At 64.7% G+C, this 16,518-nt stretch carries 16 protein-coding genes; 5 read left to right on the forward strand and 11 right to left on the reverse strand.

Annotated elements, in window-relative coordinates; genetic code table 11:
• Window positions 1-37 precede the first annotated feature (37 nt).
• From aspS to ACP153_RS11905, 4 genes are all read right to left on the reverse strand, one after another.
• Window positions 38-1,810, reverse strand: coding sequence for an aspartate--tRNA ligase (gene aspS, locus ACP153_RS11890; protein WP_424971205.1), 1,773 nt, complete (start codon window positions 1,808-1,810; stop codon window positions 38-40).
• A gap of 174 nt (window positions 1,811-1,984) precedes the next feature.
• The gene (bchJ, locus tag ACP153_RS11895; RefSeq protein ID WP_424971206.1) at window positions 1,985-2,611 is read right to left on the reverse strand and encodes a bacteriochlorophyll 4-vinyl reductase; all 627 of its coding nucleotides are present in this window, start codon (window positions 2,609-2,611) and stop codon (window positions 1,985-1,987) included.
• Window positions 2,611-4,254 carry a magnesium-protoporphyrin IX monomethyl ester anaerobic oxidative cyclase gene (bchE, locus tag ACP153_RS11900; protein ID WP_424971207.1) on the reverse strand — a complete coding sequence of 548 codons (1,644 nt, stop codon included), beginning with the start codon at window positions 4,252-4,254 and terminating at the stop codon, window positions 2,611-2,613. Before bchE ends, bchJ begins: the two co-directional genes overlap by 1 nt.
• 91 nt (window positions 4,255-4,345) lie before the next feature.
• Window positions 4,346-4,555, reverse strand: a complete 210-nt coding sequence (locus ACP153_RS11905) for a Flp family type IVb pilin (protein ID WP_424971208.1) — start codon at window positions 4,553-4,555, stop codon at window positions 4,346-4,348.
• A 193-nt stretch (window positions 4,556-4,748) separates the two neighbouring features.
• Here ACP153_RS11905 and ACP153_RS11910 point away from each other — a divergent pair, with 193 nt between their 5' ends.
• The 3 genes from ACP153_RS11910 (at window position 4,749) to ACP153_RS11920 (ending at window position 9,661) form a co-directional block, all read left to right on the forward strand.
• Window positions 4,749-5,408 (forward strand): VPLPA-CTERM sorting domain-containing protein, encoded by a 660-nt coding sequence (locus tag ACP153_RS11910; protein WP_424971209.1) that lies wholly within the window; start codon window positions 4,749-4,751, stop codon window positions 5,406-5,408.
• Between the two features lie 179 nt (window positions 5,409-5,587).
• Entirely contained in the window at window positions 5,588-8,881 is a 3,294-nt protein-coding gene (gene carB, locus ACP153_RS11915; protein ID WP_424971210.1) for a carbamoyl-phosphate synthase large subunit, read from the forward strand.
• 297 nt (window positions 8,882-9,178) lie between these two features.
• Window positions 9,179-9,661, forward strand: a complete 483-nt coding sequence (locus tag ACP153_RS11920) for a DUF2726 domain-containing protein (protein WP_424971211.1) — start codon at window positions 9,179-9,181, stop codon at window positions 9,659-9,661.
• A gap of 169 nt (window positions 9,662-9,830) precedes the next feature.
• On the opposite strand, the gene ACP153_RS11925 is transcribed toward ACP153_RS11920, so the two are convergent.
• A complete protein-coding gene (locus ACP153_RS11925) occupies window positions 9,831-10,529 on the reverse strand; it encodes a hypothetical protein (protein ID WP_424971212.1) in 699 nt (232 codons plus the stop codon).
• A gap of 225 nt (window positions 10,530-10,754) precedes the next feature.
• On the opposite strand from ACP153_RS11925, the gene ACP153_RS11930 reads away from it, so the two are divergent.
• Window positions 10,755-11,600 (forward strand): hypothetical protein, encoded by an 846-nt coding sequence (locus ACP153_RS11930; protein ID WP_424971213.1) that lies wholly within the window; start codon window positions 10,755-10,757, stop codon window positions 11,598-11,600.
• Window positions 11,601-11,729: 129 nt separating this feature from the next.
• Complete coding sequence (locus ACP153_RS11935) at window positions 11,730-12,320, forward strand: thymidine kinase (protein WP_424971214.1); 591 nt, start codon at window positions 11,730-11,732, stop codon at window positions 12,318-12,320.
• Here ACP153_RS11935 and ACP153_RS11940 read toward each other — a convergent pair.
• The 6 genes from ACP153_RS11940 to ACP153_RS11965 all read right to left on the reverse strand — a co-directional run bounded on the left by ACP153_RS11940 (window position 12,317) and on the right by ACP153_RS11965 (window position 16,502).
• Window positions 12,317-13,153: a hypothetical protein gene (locus ACP153_RS11940; protein ID WP_424971215.1), complete on the reverse strand. Its 837-nt coding sequence runs from the start codon at window positions 13,151-13,153 to the stop codon at window positions 12,317-12,319. The genes ACP153_RS11935 and ACP153_RS11940 overlap by 4 nt on opposite strands.
• A 102-nt stretch (window positions 13,154-13,255) precedes the next feature.
• Window positions 13,256-14,206, reverse strand: coding sequence for a 2-hydroxyacid dehydrogenase (locus ACP153_RS11945; protein WP_424971216.1), 951 nt, complete (start codon window positions 14,204-14,206; stop codon window positions 13,256-13,258).
• A complete protein-coding gene (locus ACP153_RS11950; RefSeq protein WP_424971217.1) occupies window positions 14,206-14,544 on the reverse strand; it encodes a tRNA-binding protein in 339 nt (112 codons plus the stop codon). Before ACP153_RS11950 ends, ACP153_RS11945 begins: the two co-directional genes overlap by 1 nt.
• Before the next feature lie 4 nt (window positions 14,545-14,548).
• On the reverse strand, window positions 14,549-15,370 hold the full coding sequence (gene proC / locus ACP153_RS11955) for a pyrroline-5-carboxylate reductase (protein ID WP_424971218.1): 822 nt from the start codon (window positions 15,368-15,370) through the stop codon (window positions 14,549-14,551).
• Window positions 15,371-15,399: 29 nt separating this feature from the next.
• Complete coding sequence (locus ACP153_RS11960) at window positions 15,400-15,903, reverse strand: YbjN domain-containing protein (RefSeq protein WP_424971219.1); 504 nt, start codon at window positions 15,901-15,903, stop codon at window positions 15,400-15,402.
• Between the two features lie 356 nt (window positions 15,904-16,259).
• Window positions 16,260-16,502 carry an accessory factor UbiK family protein gene (locus tag ACP153_RS11965; RefSeq protein WP_424971220.1) on the reverse strand — a complete coding sequence of 81 codons (243 nt, stop codon included), beginning with the start codon at window positions 16,500-16,502 and terminating at the stop codon, window positions 16,260-16,262.
• Between the last annotated feature and the right edge of the window lie 16 nt (window positions 16,503-16,518).

Genomic DNA, 16,518 nt, shown 5'->3' on the forward strand with positions numbered 1-16,518 from the left:
TCTGAAATGGGCCCCTCGCGGGGCCCAGCGCGTCGCGTCAGTCCTGCGGGATGACCCGCAGGGACAGATCGCGCAGCTGCTCGCCCGTGGGCTCGGACGGTGCGCCCATCATCAGGTCTTCGGCCCGCTGGTTCATGGGGAACATGATCACTTCGCGGATATTGGCCTCATCGGCCAAAAGCATCACGATCCGGTCGATCCCCGCCGCACAGCCCCCGTGGGGCGGAGCGCCGTATTTGAACGCATTGACCATGCCGCCAAAGCGCTTCTCGACCTCGTCGCTGCCATAGCCCGCGATCTCGAAGGCCTTGTACATGATTTCCAGCTTGTGGTTCCGGATCGCGCCGGAGACGAGCTCATAGCCGTTGCAGGCCAGATCGTACTGATAGCCGAGCACCTCGAGCGGGTCGCCATCCAGCGCGTCCATCCCACCCTGGGGCATGGAGAACGGGTTGTGCGAGAAGTCGATCCGCCCCTCGTCATCGGCCTCATACATCGGGAAATCCACGATCCAGGCGAAGGCGAAGCGATCTTTGTCCACGAGGTTCAGCTCCTCGCCGATCACCGTGCGGGCACGGCCAGCCACCCCTTCGAAGGTCGCGGGCTTGCCGCCGAGGAAGAAGGCCGCGTCGCCGACCTCAAGACCCAGCTGCTGGCGGATCGCTTCGGTCCGCTCGGGGCCGATGTTTTTGGCGAGCGGACCTGCAGCCTCCATGCCGTTGCCCTGATCGCGCCAGAAGATATAGCCCATGCCGGGCAGGCCTTGTTCCTGCGCGAACTTGTTCATCCGGTCGCAGAATTTGCGCGAGCCGCCCGTGGGGGCCGGGATCGCGCGGATCTCGGTGCCGTCCTGCTCCAGGAGCTTGGCGAAAATCGCAAAGCCGGAGCCCGCAAAATGCTCGGACACGACCTGCATCTTGATCGGGTTGCGCAGGTCCGGCTTATCGGTGCCATACCAGAGAGCGCTGTCGCGGTAGGAGATCTGCGGCCACTCCGCATCCACCTTGCGACCGCCGCCGAACTCCTCGAAGAGACCCGCGATCACTGGCTGGATCGTGTCGAACACGTCCTGCTGGTCGACAAAGCTCATCTCCAGGTCGAGCTGGTAGAAATCCGTGGGCGAGCGGTCCGCGCGCGGGTCCTCGTCACGGAAGCAAGGCGCGATCTGGAAATATTTGTCGAAGCCGCCGACCATGGTGAGCTGCTTGAACTGCTGCGGCGCCTGGGGCAGCGCGTAGAACTTGCCCGGGTGCAGGCGCGAGGGCACGAGAAAATCGCGCGCGCCTTCCGGGCTGGAGGCGGTGATGATCGGCGTCTGGAACTCGTTGAAATCGATATCCCACATGCGTTTGCGGATCGACTTCACCACGTTGGAGCGCAGGATGATGTTGTCGTGCAGGCTCTCTCGGCGCAGGTCGAGGAAGCGGTATTTCAGGCGCGTTTCCTCGGGGTATTCCTGATCGCCGAAGACCGGCAGGGGCAGCTCATCGGCGGTGCCCAGCACTTCGAGGTCGCGCACAAAGACCTCAATCTCGCCCGTGGGGATCTTGGGGTTAATCAGGCTTTCGTCCCGCGCCTTCACGGTCCCGTCGATCCGGATGCACCATTCGGAGCGGACCTTTTCCACCTCGGCGAAGACCGGGCTGTCCGGGTCGCAAAGGACCTGGGTCATGCCGTAATGGTCGCGCAGATCGATGAAGAGCACGCCGCCATGGTCGCGCACCCGGTGGACCCAGCCCGAGAGGCGCACAGTCGCGCCCACATCTTCTTTGGTGAGGGCGGCGCAGGTATGGGTACGAAAGGCGTGCATGGGGGTCCCCGGAACTCAAATGGCGGTCTGGGGCCATACATATCAGGGGCGGTTGGGTGTCAAGCGGTACGGGCTGCGCCTTATGGATCGGGCGGCGTGCCCGTGGCGCGGACGGGAGCCTCCGGCGGGGATATTTGGAGACTTAAGGTTGATAGGGCGCGCCAAGATGGCGGGTCAGATCCCGGACCGGGTCAGCGCGATCCGACAGGCCGCATCGCCACAGGCGCAGCAGGTGGTTTCGCGGGCGCGGTAATCCGGGGCGACGAGGCGGCGGAACAGAGTTTCGAAGACCGCCACATGCCAAAAGCAGATCGCGCTTTGGGCATGCTCGCCGCGCACGATCGGATTGTCGGCGATCTCGACCAGGATCGGTTGGGGTGAGACGACCCGGAATTGACCGGAGCCCGCGAAGGTCCAGGCGTGTTTGGTGATCGATTTCAGCAAAAGCGCCGCGGCGGGGCGCGCGGGCAGCAGTTTCAAGAGCCAGACCACCGGCGTCGGGATGCGCCGGGCGATGATGTAATTCGCCGTGGCCTCCCCCGCCGCCCAAGCCAGACGCGGCGCCGTCTCGGGGCGATCCCGCCGCAATGCCTGATGCAGGCGGGCCACAGGGCGTTCATCGATCATGCCACTTTCGGGTGGGACATCGAACATCCCCGCCAGCGCCAGCATATGGGCGGCGAGCCTTGGGCCGCCCTCCTCCTCAAGCACGGCGAGGAGCTGATGGACCGCATTGGGCCCGATCCGCGCCTTGGTATCCGGCGGCGCCCAGTCCGCATGCAAGCGCGTATCAAGTGGCATCACACATCTTCCATCTGTTGGGCTCCGCCCCCGCAGGCTTTGACCGGTGCGCGCGCCTCCTGCCCCTCGGGCAGTTTGAAGGACGTATCGAGCGCTTTGCGCCGGGCGCGGGCCTGGCTGGCGCGGTCGGCGGCGGCCTCCCAATCCTCCATCTGGGCCTTGGCGATCTTGCGGGTCCGGTCGAAGTTGAAGTTGACCGTGTCCTTGGATTGCGGGCCCCAGTAATTGGCCTTGCCGAGGTCGTAGAATTTCCGTTCAAACCCGGCCTTCAGGAACGCCTTGAGGCAGCCGAGCAGGTATTTCCGGCGATAGCCCGTGCCGCGCCACGGGTAGTGGAACAGCGCCTTTTGCATGTAGAATCGCCGGTAATTCTTCATGACGCCATCCAGCAACTCGCCGCGCGTCATCTGGTCCGGCGCCATGATCGGGGTCACGAAATTGTACTTCGAGAAGTCAAAGATCTCGACCTTGTCGCCCAGCTCCTGAAAAAGCGGCGTGAAGGGCCAGGGCGTGTACATCGCCCAATTTGCCAGATCCGGCTGCCAATCCCAGGCCATCCGGTAAGTCTCTTCGAGGGTCTCCGGTGTCTCATTGTCGAGCCCGACGATGAACTGCGCCTCGACGAAGATGTCGGCCTCGCGCAGCAGGCGGATCGCCTCCTTGTTCTCAGAGACCTTGGTTTCCTTGTTGAACTGGTCGAGCTTGAGCTGGGCGGCGGCCTCGGTCCCGAGGCTCACATGGACGAGCCCTGCCTTGCGGTAGAGCGGGAGAAGCTCCTTGTCGCGCATGATGTCCGTGACGCGGGTGTTGATGCCCCATTGGATTTTTTCAGGCAGGCCCCGGGCGATCAGTTCCTCGCAGAACTGGATGAACTTGCGGCGATTGATGGTGGGTTCCTCATCGGCGAGGATGAAGAAGCCAACGCCGTGGTCTTCGACCAGCCGCTCGATCTCATCCACGACTTTCAGGGGATCGCGCACGCGGTAGTCGCGCCAGAATTTCCATTGCGAGCAGAAGGAGCAGGTGAAAGGGCAGCCCCGCGCCATGTTGGGAATCGCGACCTTCACGCCGAGGGGCACATAGATGTATTTGTCCCATTCCAGCAGCGACCAGTCCGGATCGATGCCATCGAGGTTCTTGACCGTGCTGGCAGCCTGAGTCGCGACGATCTGATCGCCTTCTCGAAAGGCGAGCCCCTTGATCTTGCGCTGATCCGCCGGCCAGCGCCCGTCATCGACGCAGCGCGCCAGCTCGGTCATGATCTCTTCGCCCTCGCCGCGCACGATCACGTCGACCTCGGGCGCCTCCGAAAGGACTTGTTTATACATGAAAGTCCCGTGGATCCCGCCGAGGACACGCAGGGCCTTCGGGCAGGCCTCCGACGCGATTTTCAGAACCTTTTCCGCCTCGTAGATCGCCGGTGTAATGGCCGTAGTCCCCACGATGTCGGGCTGCAATTCCGCCAGCCGGGTGCGCAGATCCGCCTCCGGCATGTCATTGGTCATCGCGTCGAGGAAATGGATATCCTCATAGCCCGCAGCCTTCAGCGACCCGGCGAGATAGGCGACCCAGGCGGGCGGCCAGTTCCCCGCGATCTCGGCCCCGCCGGAATGGTAATTGGGATGAACGAATACAATGCGCATGAGACCCTCCACTGCCTTTCGCGGAGGGTGACATTATTTATGTCAACTTTCCTTGACACACATCAACGCCAGCACAGGAATGGCGGCGCGCTCAGTCCGTCGGCGCCAGATGGTCGAAATCGGTGGAGATCTGGTGGTTCTCCAGCTGCCGGTTGAGCGATCCGGAATTTGTCGTCGCCGCCGGGCCCAGCACAGCCACCACGGCAATCGCCAGCCCCACCAGCGCTGCGGTCAGGACCACCCAATCGACGGTGACGGCGCCGTCCTCTGTGCGAAGAAACGCGATGATCCGTTCAGCCATGGGTTCTGTCGTCCTCTATCACGCGATCCGGGGGCGCGGGGCCCACCGTTGAAAGAGAATCCAATCACAGGAATCTGACGAGATTAAGGACAGCCCGTCGACGGCCAATTCCGGGACACAGCAGGTTTGACCGGATTCGCATTTTGCCTTAAAATTAACCATTATTAGGCGTTCAAAGTGTCAGGACTTTATGATGCAAAAGCTTTTGGCGGCCAGCACGGCCCTTTTCCTCGCGACCTCCGCGGCGCATGCGACGAGTGTTTCCCTCACCTTCGACGGCGATGCCTGTGCGGACGGCCTCTGCAATGCCGACAGAGAGGCGATCAGTCAGGATTACGGAGATATCGCGGGCGAGGTCGAGGTGACCTATGATGCCGCCCAATCCGTGAACGGTCTCCAACCCTGGATCTATTGGAATCTGGGATATGAAGAACTGGTCGATGCGGCCTATGGCAATGCTGGCGGAGGGGGCGGGACGCTCCTGATCACGCCGCTGGACGGGTTCGAGGTGTCGCTGGTGAAGATGGACATCGCGCCATTCTCCAACACGGCGCAAACCACGGGCGTCACGGTCACCGAAGTTGGCGGCGCGACGGAGACGGCTCTGGCGGTCGACATTCTGAGCGTTGTCCAGGCCACCGAGGTCGATCTGTCCGCCTTTGGCCCGAGCGAGGATGGCTACCTGATCACCATCGCACCGGAGTTTTTCAACTCGGGCGTGGACAACATCATGTTTGACGTCACGCCGATCGACACCACTCCGGCGCCGGTGCCCCTCCCTCCGAGCGCGCTGATGATGCTGGCCGGTGTCGCGGGTCTGGGCGGATTGGCCCGGCGGCGCCGCAAGAGCTGAGCCCGGCCCAGAGGCCGACCACGACATAGGGGCGCGCTTCGATCGGAGCGCGTCTTTTGCATTGGGGCCGTCCGTCACGCTGCGAACGGCTTCCAAAGTCGTATGCCATGTCGCACGCTCTTGCGCCCGGACAGCCCCCATGTATAACGCCGACAATTTGCGCCACTGGAGTCTGCCCGATGCCCAAAAGAACCGATATCAAATCGATCATGATCATCGGGGCGGGACCCATTATCATCGGCCAGGCCTGCGAGTTTGACTATTCCGGCGCCCAGGCCTGCAAGGCCCTGCGCGAGGAAGGCTACCGGGTCATCCTGGTGAACTCGAACCCCGCAACGATCATGACCGATCCGGGTTTGGCGGACGCCACCTATATCGAGCCGATCACGCCCGAGGTTGTCGCCAAGATCATCGAGAAAGAGCGCCCGGACGCGCTCTTGCCGACCATGGGTGGGCAGACCGGTCTGAACACCTCCCTCGCGCTGGAGGAGATGGGCGTTCTGGACAAGTTCAATGTCGAGATGATCGGCGCCAAGCGCGCGGCCATCGAGATGGCCGAAGACCGTAAACTCTTCCGCGAGGCGATGGACCGGCTCGGCCTCGAAAACCCCCGCGCCACCATCGCCAACACGATGGACGAATGCATGGCCGCGCTCGATGATATCGGCCTGCCCGCGATCATCCGCCCGGCCTTTACCCTTGGCGGGACCGGCGGCGGCGTCGCCTATAACCGCGACGATTACGAGCATTTCTGCAAATCCGGCCTCGACGCCTCCCCGGTCAATCAGATCCTGATCGATGAAAGCCTGCTGGGTTGGAAGGAATACGAGATGGAGGTGGTCCGCGACAAGGCGGACAATGCAATCATCGTCTGCTCCATCGAAAATGTTGACCCGATGGGCGTCCATACGGGCGACAGTATCACGGTCGCCCCGGCGCTGACCCTGACGGACAAGGAATACCAGATCATGCGCAACGGCTCGATTGCTGTGCTGCGTGAAATCGGGGTCGAGACCGGCGGCTCCAACGTGCAATGGGCCGTGAACCCCGCCGATGGCCGGATGGTCGTGATCGAGATGAACCCGCGCGTGTCCCGCTCTTCGGCGTTGGCCTCCAAGGCGACGGGCTTCCCGATTGCCAAGATCGCCGCGAAGCTCGCTGTGGGCTATACGCTCGATGAGCTCGACAACGACATCACCAAGGTCACGCCCGCCTCGTTCGAGCCGACCATCGATTATGTGGTCACCAAGATCCCGCGCTTTGCGTTTGAGAAGTTCCCCGGCTCCGAGCCGAACCTGACCACGGCGATGAAATCCGTGGGCGAGGCCATGTCCATTGGCCGGACCTTCCACGAAAGCGTGCAGAAGGCGCTCGCCTCCATGGAGACGGGCCTGACCGGGTTTGACGAGATCGAGATCGACGGCGCGCCGGACAAGGCCGCCGTGGTCAAGGCGCTCAGCAAGCAGACGCCGGACCGGCTGCGGGTGATCGCCCAGGCCATGCGCCATGGGCTCAGCAATGACGAGATCCAGGCAGCGACGGCCTTTGACCCATGGTTCCTCGACCGGATCCGCGAGATCATCGACACCGAGGCCACCGTGCGCAAGGACGGCTTGCCGCTCGATGCGGATGGACTGCGCAAGCTCAAGATGATGGGCTTCACCGATGCCCGTCTCGCCAAGATCACCGGCCGCGAAGAGGGTCAGGTCCGCCGCGCTCGCACCCGGCTCGGCGTGACCGCGCAGTTCAAGCGGATTGACACCTGTGCCGCCGAGTTCGAGGCCCAGACACCTTATATGTACTCGACCTACGAGACCCCGGTCATGGGCGAGCCCGAATGCGAGGCGCGCCCCTCGGAGGCCAAGAAGGTCGTCATCCTCGGCGGTGGTCCGAACCGGATCGGCCAGGGGATCGAGTTCGACTATTGCTGCTGCCATGCCTGCTTTGCCCTGACCGAGGCGGGCTATGAAACCATCATGGTCAACTGCAATCCCGAGACGGTTTCCACCGATTACGACACCTCGGACCGGCTCTATTTCGAGCCGCTGACCTTCGAGCATGTGATGGAAATCCTGCGTGTCGAGCAGGAGAACGGCACGCTTCACGGGGTGATCGTGCAGTTCGGTGGCCAGACGCCCCTGAAGCTCGCCAATGCGCTGGAGGCTGAGGGTATCCCGATCCTCGGCACCACGCCCGATGCGATCGATCTGGCCGAAGACCGCGAACGCTTCCAGGCGCTGGTCAATCAGCTTGGCCTGAAGCAGCCCAAGAACGCCATCGCCAGCACCGATGCGGAGGCCTTCGCCGCCGCGGGTGAGATCGGCTATCCGCTGGTGATCCGGCCTTCCTATGTGCTGGGGGGCCGTGCGATGGAAATCGTCCGCGATCTGCCTCAGCTGGAGCGCTATATCTCCGAGGCCGTGGTGGTCTCCGGCGACAGCCCGGTCCTGCTCGACAGCTATCTCGCCGGCGCGGTGGAGCTCGATGTGGATGCGCTCTGCGATGGCGAGAACGTCCATGTCTCGGGCATCATGCAGCATATCGAAGAGGCGGGCGTCCATTCCGGGGACAGCGCCTGTTCCCTGCCGCCCTATTCGCTCTCGGATGAGATCCTCGCCGAGATCCGCGTCCAGACCGAGGCGCTGGCCAAGGCCCTGCGCGTGAAGGGTCTGATGAATGTGCAGTTCGCGATCAAGGACAACGAGATCTACCTGATCGAGGTAAACCCCCGCGCCTCGCGGACGGTGCCTTTCGTGGCCAAGGCGACCGATAGCGCGATCGCCTCCATCGCCGCGCGGCTCATGGCCGGGGAGCCGATGTCGAACTTCCCGCTGCGCGACCGCCTGCCCCATGACGCGCCGGAGGATCAGCATTTGCCGATCGGCGATCCGATGACCCTCGCCCATCCGGACACGCCCTGGTTCTCGGTCAAGGAGGCGGTTCTGCCCTTCGCCCGTTTCCCGGGTGTGGACACGATCCTGGGGCCGGAAATGCGCTCCACCGGCGAGGTGATGGGCTGGGATCGCTCCTTCCCCCGCGCCTTCCTCAAGGCGCAGATGGGCGCGGGCACCGAGCTGCCCTCCGAAGGCACCGTGTTCCTGTCGATCAAGGAAGCCGACAAAACCGAGATGCTGGTCGACACCGCCGCGACGCTCGTTGAGCTCGGTCTCGACATCGTGGCCACGCGCGGGACGGCGGCCTTCCTCAAGGCCCATGGCATCGCCTCCACCGTGGTCAACAAGGTCTATGAGGGGCGCCCGGATGTGGTCGATATGCTCAAGGATGGGCGGATCGCGCTGGTGATGAACACGACCGAAGGCACCCAAGCGGTCAATGACAGCCGCGAGATCCGCTCGGTCGCGCTCTATGACCGGATCCCCTATTTCACCACGCTGGCCGCCAGCCATGCCGCCGCCCAAGCGATGAAAGCGCGGCGCGAAGACGCCATCGGCGTGCGCGCGCTGCAGGGCTGATCCGGGACCGGCGCGGGCGCCCGTGAGGGGCGCCATGGAAGCGCCGCATTCCCCCGCCATAGAGGGCGCGCAATCGCGAGGGCGCCCATGGCATCGGATATTCAGTTCGCGTCCGCCCCGTCGTCCTTGGCGACGGGGCTCTTTGATCAGATCCCTTTGCATGGGATTTTGCTCATCCTCGGCGCGCTCCTTCTCACACTGTTCGTTCGGAAGGCGCGCCCGCGCAAAACGCGCCGAACGCGGACAGATCGCGCCCGCACCGCGACCTCTTCCGCCCCGCCCACAGGCGGCTGGCACATGCAGCAAGCCGATGCCCTGACCCGCGTTGCGATCCGCCCCCAGCCGCTCCTCAACCGAAGCGAAGCCGCGCTGCAGGACATGATCCGCGACTGGCTGGCAAGTCGGGATCTGCCGCCCCTGTCGCTCCATGCGCAGGTCTCCATGGGCGAGATCTTTCGCGTCACGACAAGCGGCGCCGCCGGACGCGCCGGGCACAGCGCCTATAACTCCAAACGCGTGGATTTCCTGCTCGTCGGGGCAGATATGATGCCACGGGCCGGGATCGAATATCAGGGCAGCGGCCATTTCCAGAAGGACGCCGTGCTCCGCGACGCGATCAAGCGCGAGGTGTTCCGCAAAGCCGGGATCCCCTTTCTGGAGATCCGGGCGAAATCCACACGGGCGCAGGTCTACCGTGTGCTTGACCGGGGCTTCGGCTTGCCGCCAACTGACACTGTCGAGACCGAGGTGGCGTCGACCGCCGCGCCGGTCTCACCCTGACCCCATCGCCGCTCTGTCGGAGGACCCCATGCTGCGCTTGCTCACCGCCCTGACTGCCCTGACCTTGCTCGCCGCCTGCGGGGGCGTGCCGCTGGTGCCGCTGATCTGATAGCAAAAGGGGCGCGACCTCTGCCGCGCCCGCTTGTGCTGGACAGCAGGAGAGCAGCGCTCAGCGCAGCTCAGTCCATTTCGAGATCCGCGGGCGACCACCGCCATGGGGTGCGGATTCCAGCACGTAATTTGCTCCCGGCGGCACTGTCGCCGTCACGAAACAGGCCTTGTCCCACTTGTCATTGTTGTTCTTGGTCTCGGCCACGGTCATCCCATTGACCTTGATCCGCGCGTGACAGCGGTTCGACTCCGCCACGTTGATCGTGGCCGCCACGACAATCGGGTAATCCTTGTCGTTGCTCTGGGTCCGCCCGACACCGCGCTGCGCGACCCCGAACTCCTCCCAACCACGCCCGGTGATCTTGCCCAGCGCGCGCTCTGCGGCGGCAATCTGCGTCTTCAGGGCCCGCAGCTCACCGGCCTCTGACCCGCCCGCCTCGCGGATCTCGGCCCGCAGCTCCCGCGCTTCGCTCGCCAATTCGCCGCTGGTCTTGCGCTCACTCGTCTGGATCGCCCGCGAGATCTTGCCATCCACGCCGTCGAGCGAGGTCTGCAGCCGCGTGTCGGCCCGCTCCAGCGCGGTGATATCCCGCTCGACCGCGCTCAGCCGCATCTGCAGATCTGCGATATCCGTCCGGGTCTCCTCGGCGCAGATCAGAAGCGCCTCGAGCTTGCGGCTATCGGAGGCATTCGCTCCGAGGAAGTTCAGCTTGCGCTGGCACTCCGCCGCCGCAGCCTCGCCAGGCAGAAGGCTCAATCCCGCTGCCAGAAAAGCAGCTGCGGGCAGAAGAGAACGGCAGAACAACAACATGGGACACTCCATTTGATCAAGATTGGCCCCTTGTCCCGCTGCGAGCGTTACCGCTGCGTCATCACCGCATCGGGTGCGCACGCGATCAATCGCACCAAACCCGCCCGGCCTGTGCCACAAACACGCCGAATTGCCGTGGGATACCGGATCCATGACACGGATCGTTGCCCCATGACCCCCGGGATTGCCACCGCCCCTGCCCAGGCCCCTGCCCAGCCGGACATCCTCTCCGTGCTGGTCCTGTTCGTGGCGATCGTCCTCTTCGGCTTGCTCGTCGTGGGCGGGATCTGGGTGCTTGCGAAACTCTCCGAGAAGATGGGCTGGTCCAAGCGGCGCAGACGGCGGGCGCATATCCCGCGCGGGGCACGAACACGGGCGCCGTCCAAGGCGGTGAGCTTTGCGCGCCAGGCCGAGCGGCTCGACCAGTTGCAAGTGGCGCCGCGTGCCCTGCCAATGGTGGGTGATCCGCAGATCCGCGACATGCTGCAATCCTGGGCCGTTGCGCGCGGCGCGCCGGATCTGCGGGTGATTGCGCATGTGGATCTGGCAGCGCTCTTTGCAGTGACCTCGACCGGCGACGCGGGCCGCGCCGCAACGGAGGTGCTGCGCGGCCACAAGGTGGACTATGTGCTGGCCGAACCCGGCGGCATGCCCGTCGCAGGCCTGATGCAGACCGATGCCGAGGACATCCATACGGCGACACTTCTGCGCGAAACCGTCTTGCGGGAGCTTTTCCGCAAGGGCGCGCTGCCCCTTGTGGAGCTCCCCCCCGAGGCCACGTCGGTCGAGGTACACAGATCTCTCGACGCGGCCTTCGACCTGCTGCCGGATGCGGAGCAAACGGAGCAGAGCGCCCCCCAGGCGTCCCCCATGCCGCAAGCAGTGCCAGATGCGGTCGCGCCCCAGATCGCGGAGGCCCCGGGCTTCGCCCCGATGCAGCGTCCTACGGGCCCAAGGGTCGAGGCGCCCCTGCCACCGATGCCCCGTCCGGGGCGTCGCCGTCGGGGGGAGCGCTAGGGGCCGAGCCCGCCCCCAAGGGCTCTGCACGCGCCCAGCAATAGGCCAGGACGGGCCGGATCAACACAGCCGCGCACGGACACCGCGCCGCCCCTTGCCGGGCCCGGCCGCCCCGCGTTATGCCAGCCCATGGCCAAGCTCTACTTTCACTACTCGACCATGAATGCGGGCAAATCGACTGCCCTGCTTCAAGCCTCGCACAACTATATCGAGCGCGGGATGCAGACCCATCTGATGACCGCACGTTTCGACAACCGCGCGGGCGAAGGCCAGATCGGAAGCCGCATCGGCCTCTCTGCCCCGGCGGATACCTTTGCGCCGACCACCAACCTCTTTGACGCGCTGACGCTCCGCCTCAAAGGCGGCCCTTGCGCCTGCGTTTTCGTGGATGAGGCGCAATTCCTCACCGAAGAACAGGTTTGGCAACTGGCCCGCGCCGTGGATGACCTCGGTGTGCCGGTGATGTGCTACGGTCTGCGGGTGGATTTTCGCGGCCAGCTCTTCCCGGGCTCTGCCACTCTGCTCGCACTGGCCGATGAGATGCGCGAGGTACGCACGATCTGCCATTGCGGGCGCAAGGCGACCATGGTGATCCGGCAGGGCCCCGATGGGCGGCCTCTCCGGGATGGCGATCAGGTACAGATCGGCGGGAACGAAACCTATGTCTCGCTCTGCCGCCGCCATTGGCGCGAGGCGATGGGCGATCACGACCCGGGCTAGCGCAGGGCCTGCTCCATATCGAACAGGGTCACGAAGAGAGGCGATTGGTCCGTGGTGACCAACCCGCCCGAGCTGCGCTGGACATCGACAATCGTGATCATCACCACGAAGAGGAAGCCCGAGAACATGAAGGTGCGCCAGGATAGCGCGCGCGCATGCATCCCCGATCGGTTGCCCAACAGAAAGAGCGAGGCGAGGGCTGCGGCCAGCACCATGCCCTGGGTGATATCGGCCACCGGAACCGCGAAGGTCTGCATCCGGTAAAGATGGGCATCCAGCGCCTCGTTCACCGCGCCGCTCACAAAGGTCGCGATCGGGCGCGGCACAGGATCCGCCGTCGCCTCGAGCGTGATCGGCCACAGCACCGCTTGCGCGCTCAGCGTGGTCTCAAGGAAGGCGCGCACCCCGGCGGCATCATGCATCTTGCTGGCCGGCGGCACGATCCGCGTCTCGGTATAGGCGTAGAGCGCTTCCTTCAGCTCGGTCCGGCCCGGCTCCGCCAGGTAATCCGCGCGCAGGAACGCGGTTCCGAGGGCTGCGGCTTCATCAATCACGGCGAGCTTGCGGGTCTGAGCGAGCGACAGGGCATTGCCAAAGCTGAAGGCCAGCAGAAGACCGAGAATGCCAAGAATGGCGCCGAGCGAGGTCTCTCCGGTGACCTTGTCGACCTCCTTGCCCGCAGCCAGCGTCCGCTCCCGCTGCCGACGTCCCAGCGCGTGGCCCACCACCGCAGCCGTTGGTAGAAGGACGATGAGGAGGAAGACAACACCCCCCACACCCATGATCGGCAAATGCATATCCTCATAGACCGCCGCGGCCGTTAATACGTCCATATCAATGTCTTTCCACGTGTTCCTCGGACGGTACTTTACGGGGGGCCGGGCGCAAAAAGAAAGTTTTGATTTGGCGCGGCGCCTGAGGCGCCCCGACTGGGATCAAACCGGGTTGGGCAGGGGCTTGCCCTCGGCAAAGGCAATGACATTGTCGAGCGCCATCAACCCCATCGCTTCGCGCACCTCCAGGGCAGCGGTGCCGAGATGGGGCAAGAGGACCACGTCCTCCCGCGCGATCAGCGCCTCGGGCACCTTGGGCTCGAATTCATAGACGTCGAGCCCCGCAGCCCCCATCTGCCCCGCCTCCAGCGCAGCGATCAGGGCAGCTTCATCGACCACATCCCCACGGGCGATATTCACGAAGACCCCATGGGGGCGCATGGCGGCGAACGCCTCCGCCCCGATCAGGTGATGGGTCTCGGCGCTCCCGGGCACGGCCACCACGACCACATCCGCCGCCGCCATCACCTCCGGGATCGAGCCGAGCTGCGTGGCTGGCATGTCGAGCGTCTTGGGCGAGCGGTTCTGGAACACCACATCCATGCCGAAGCCGTAATGGCAGCGTGCCGCGATGGCCTGCCCGATCCGGCCCATGCCGATCACGCCGAGGGTCTTGCCGCTCACATGGAGGCCCAGCATCTGGGTCGGGTGCCACCCCTCCCAGGCGCCAGCGCGGACCATGCGCTCACCCTCACCGGCCCGGCGCGCGGCCATGAGGATCAGGGTCATCGCCGTATCCGCCGTGGCATCGGTCACCGCACCGGGTGTGTTGGTCACCGCGATCCCGGCCGCCTTGGCCGTCGCGGCATCGATATGGTTGTAGCCCACCCCGAAATTCGCCAGCAGCTTGGCCCGTGGCTCAGGCACATCGGCAAAGACCTCTGCCGAGAAGAGATCCCCGAGGGTCGGCAGCACCAGATCATAGTCCCGCAGGGCCGCGCGCAGCTCCTCCGGCCCCATCGGGGTCGTCTCGGAGCGGATCGTCGTGTCGAAGCGCGCGGATGCCTTGGTCAGCACCGCTTCCGGCAAGGGCCGGGAAATCAGTAGTTTCATCAGTAAAGCCGCCCCCCCAGCGGAACCTTGAGGTCCGGCGCCAGCAGCACGACCTCACCCTCTGCGTCCGGCACCCCGAGCACGAGGATTTCGGACATGAATTTGCCGATCTGGCGCGGCGGGAAATTGACAACCGCCATCACCTGCCGCCCGATCAGGGCCTCCGGCGTGTAGTGCTTGGTGATCTGGGCCGAGCTCTTCTTGACGCCCAGCGGCGCCCCGAAATCGACCCAGAGCTTGATCGCGGGCTTGCGCGCCTCCGGATAGGGCTCGGCCTGCACCACCTCGCCCACGCGGATATCGAGCTTCAGGAAGTCGTCAAAGGTGATCTCCGCCATGGCGCTACTCCGCGAGCTCGCGGCCCCGTTGGGCCGCCGCTGCCACAGCCCGCCGCAAAAGCGGCGGGAAGCCATCGGCCTCGTCCATGAGAACCTCCAGCGCCGCCGCGGTCGTGCCCGCGGGGCTTGTGACATTCACCCGCAATTGGGACGGGTCCTCGCTGGCGGCCTCCGCCAGCGCCCCCGCGCCCGCAACCGTGGCCTTGGCGAGATGCAGGGCGAGGTCCCGGGGCAGCCCCTCTGCCTCCCCAGCCGCCGCCATCGTCTCGATCAGATGAAATACATAGGCCGGGCCGGAGCCCGAGACCGCCGTGACCGCATCCATCTGATGCTCCCCTTCGAGGCGCACGGTCTGGCCAATCGCCGCCAGTAGCGCCTCAGCCAAAGCGAGATGCGCCTCGCGCGCTGCCCTATTGCCGGTGATCGCAGTGATGCCCTTGCCGATGGCCGCAGGCGTGTTCGGCATGGCGCGGATGATCGGGGTGGCCGGGCCAAAGGCCTCTTCGAAATACCGGATCGAGGTGCCTGCCGCGATGGAGAGGATCAGCGTCTCGCCCCCGCCCAGCGCCGTCACCGCGCCCAGCGCATCGCCCATCATCTGCGGCTTGACCGCCAGAAGGGCGATGGCCGGCGCTTCGGGCACACCTTCGTTCAGGTGCAGCCCCTCCTCTGCCAGCCCGGCCAACCACGCCGACGGTTTCGGATCCATGACCCAGACAGAGCCCGGCGCGACCCCCTGGGCGAGCCAGCCCTGCAACATGGCCGACCCCATCTTTCCGCATCCCAGAAGGAACAACCCCCGGCGGCCTACATCGTCCAAACTCATGACTTCTCCCCGCGTCCAACGGGGGCAGGTTAGGCGCGCCCGTACGCCTCTGCAATGGCCACATCAATGGCGGCCTGCGGGTCCTGCTCGCCCCATGTGGCCAGCTGGAAAGCCGGATAGAAGCGCTCGCAGTTCAAAAAGGCCGTGGTCATCATTCGATCGATCTGCTCGGGGCCCGCAATCGCGCCCCCGCTCAGCACAAGACCGTAGCGATACACCATGAGCTGTTGCTTGGCCCAATGGGTAAAGGCCCCGGTCCAGCATTGGTCATTCACGGCATTCAGAACCTCATGGAGCGCGGCAACCCGGTGCTCAGGCGGTTCCATGTCAAAGGTCATCACCAGCCGCAATGTCTCATCATAGGCCGACCAGGCGAGGGTCGCCGAATAGGTCCGCCACTGGCCCTCGACGGCCATGGCGATCTGATCTTCGGCGATCCGGTCGAAATCCCAGTCGTTGTGTTCTGCAATCGTCTCGACAATGTCGATCGGATGCAGATCGTCGACTTCATAGTGCTGCTCGATGAGTGACATTTGTGGCCCCGTTCGTTTGCCAGTCGCAGGGGCATCCCCCACTATAGGCTGGGTGTCATTACAAGACCCGGACCGCGGCGGCCCGCGTCTTACAAGATATGGTGTCCGGCTTTGGGGCGTCCTGTAAAGACGAATTTTCGCGGCAGAGCGCGCGGCGGCCATTTGCGCCGGACTTATCCACAGAATTCACGAAAGTCTTAAGAAATCTGGGGGAGACAGCAGCCGCGTCGCGCAGCCAGCCCACTGATTTCATAGGCGCAGCCCCGCGCGACAGGTCTCGCGGGGCGACTCAAAGATTAATGCTCAAATATCAGGCATCTCCTGCGAGACGCCCGCGCCAAGCAGTGCGCGCGGGCTCAGCCCTTGGCCTCAAGTGCTTCGATCCGCGCCTTGAGCGCTTCGTTTTCCTCACGCGCCTTCTGGGCCATGGTCCGCACCGCGTCGAATTCCTCGCGCGTGACGAAGTCGCGATCCGCGAGCCAGCGGTCCATCATGCCCTTCATCGCGGTTTCCGCCTCGTCCTTGGCCCCTTGGGCCACGCCCATGGCGTTGGTCATCAACTGGCCGATATCGTCGAACAATTTGTTTCGCGTCTGCATGGGGCGCTCCGTGATC

The sequence above is a fragment of the Dinoroseobacter sp. S76 genome, from assembly GCF_049801095.1.
Classification (GTDB): Bacteria; Pseudomonadota; Alphaproteobacteria; order Rhodobacterales; family Rhodobacteraceae; genus Dinoroseobacter.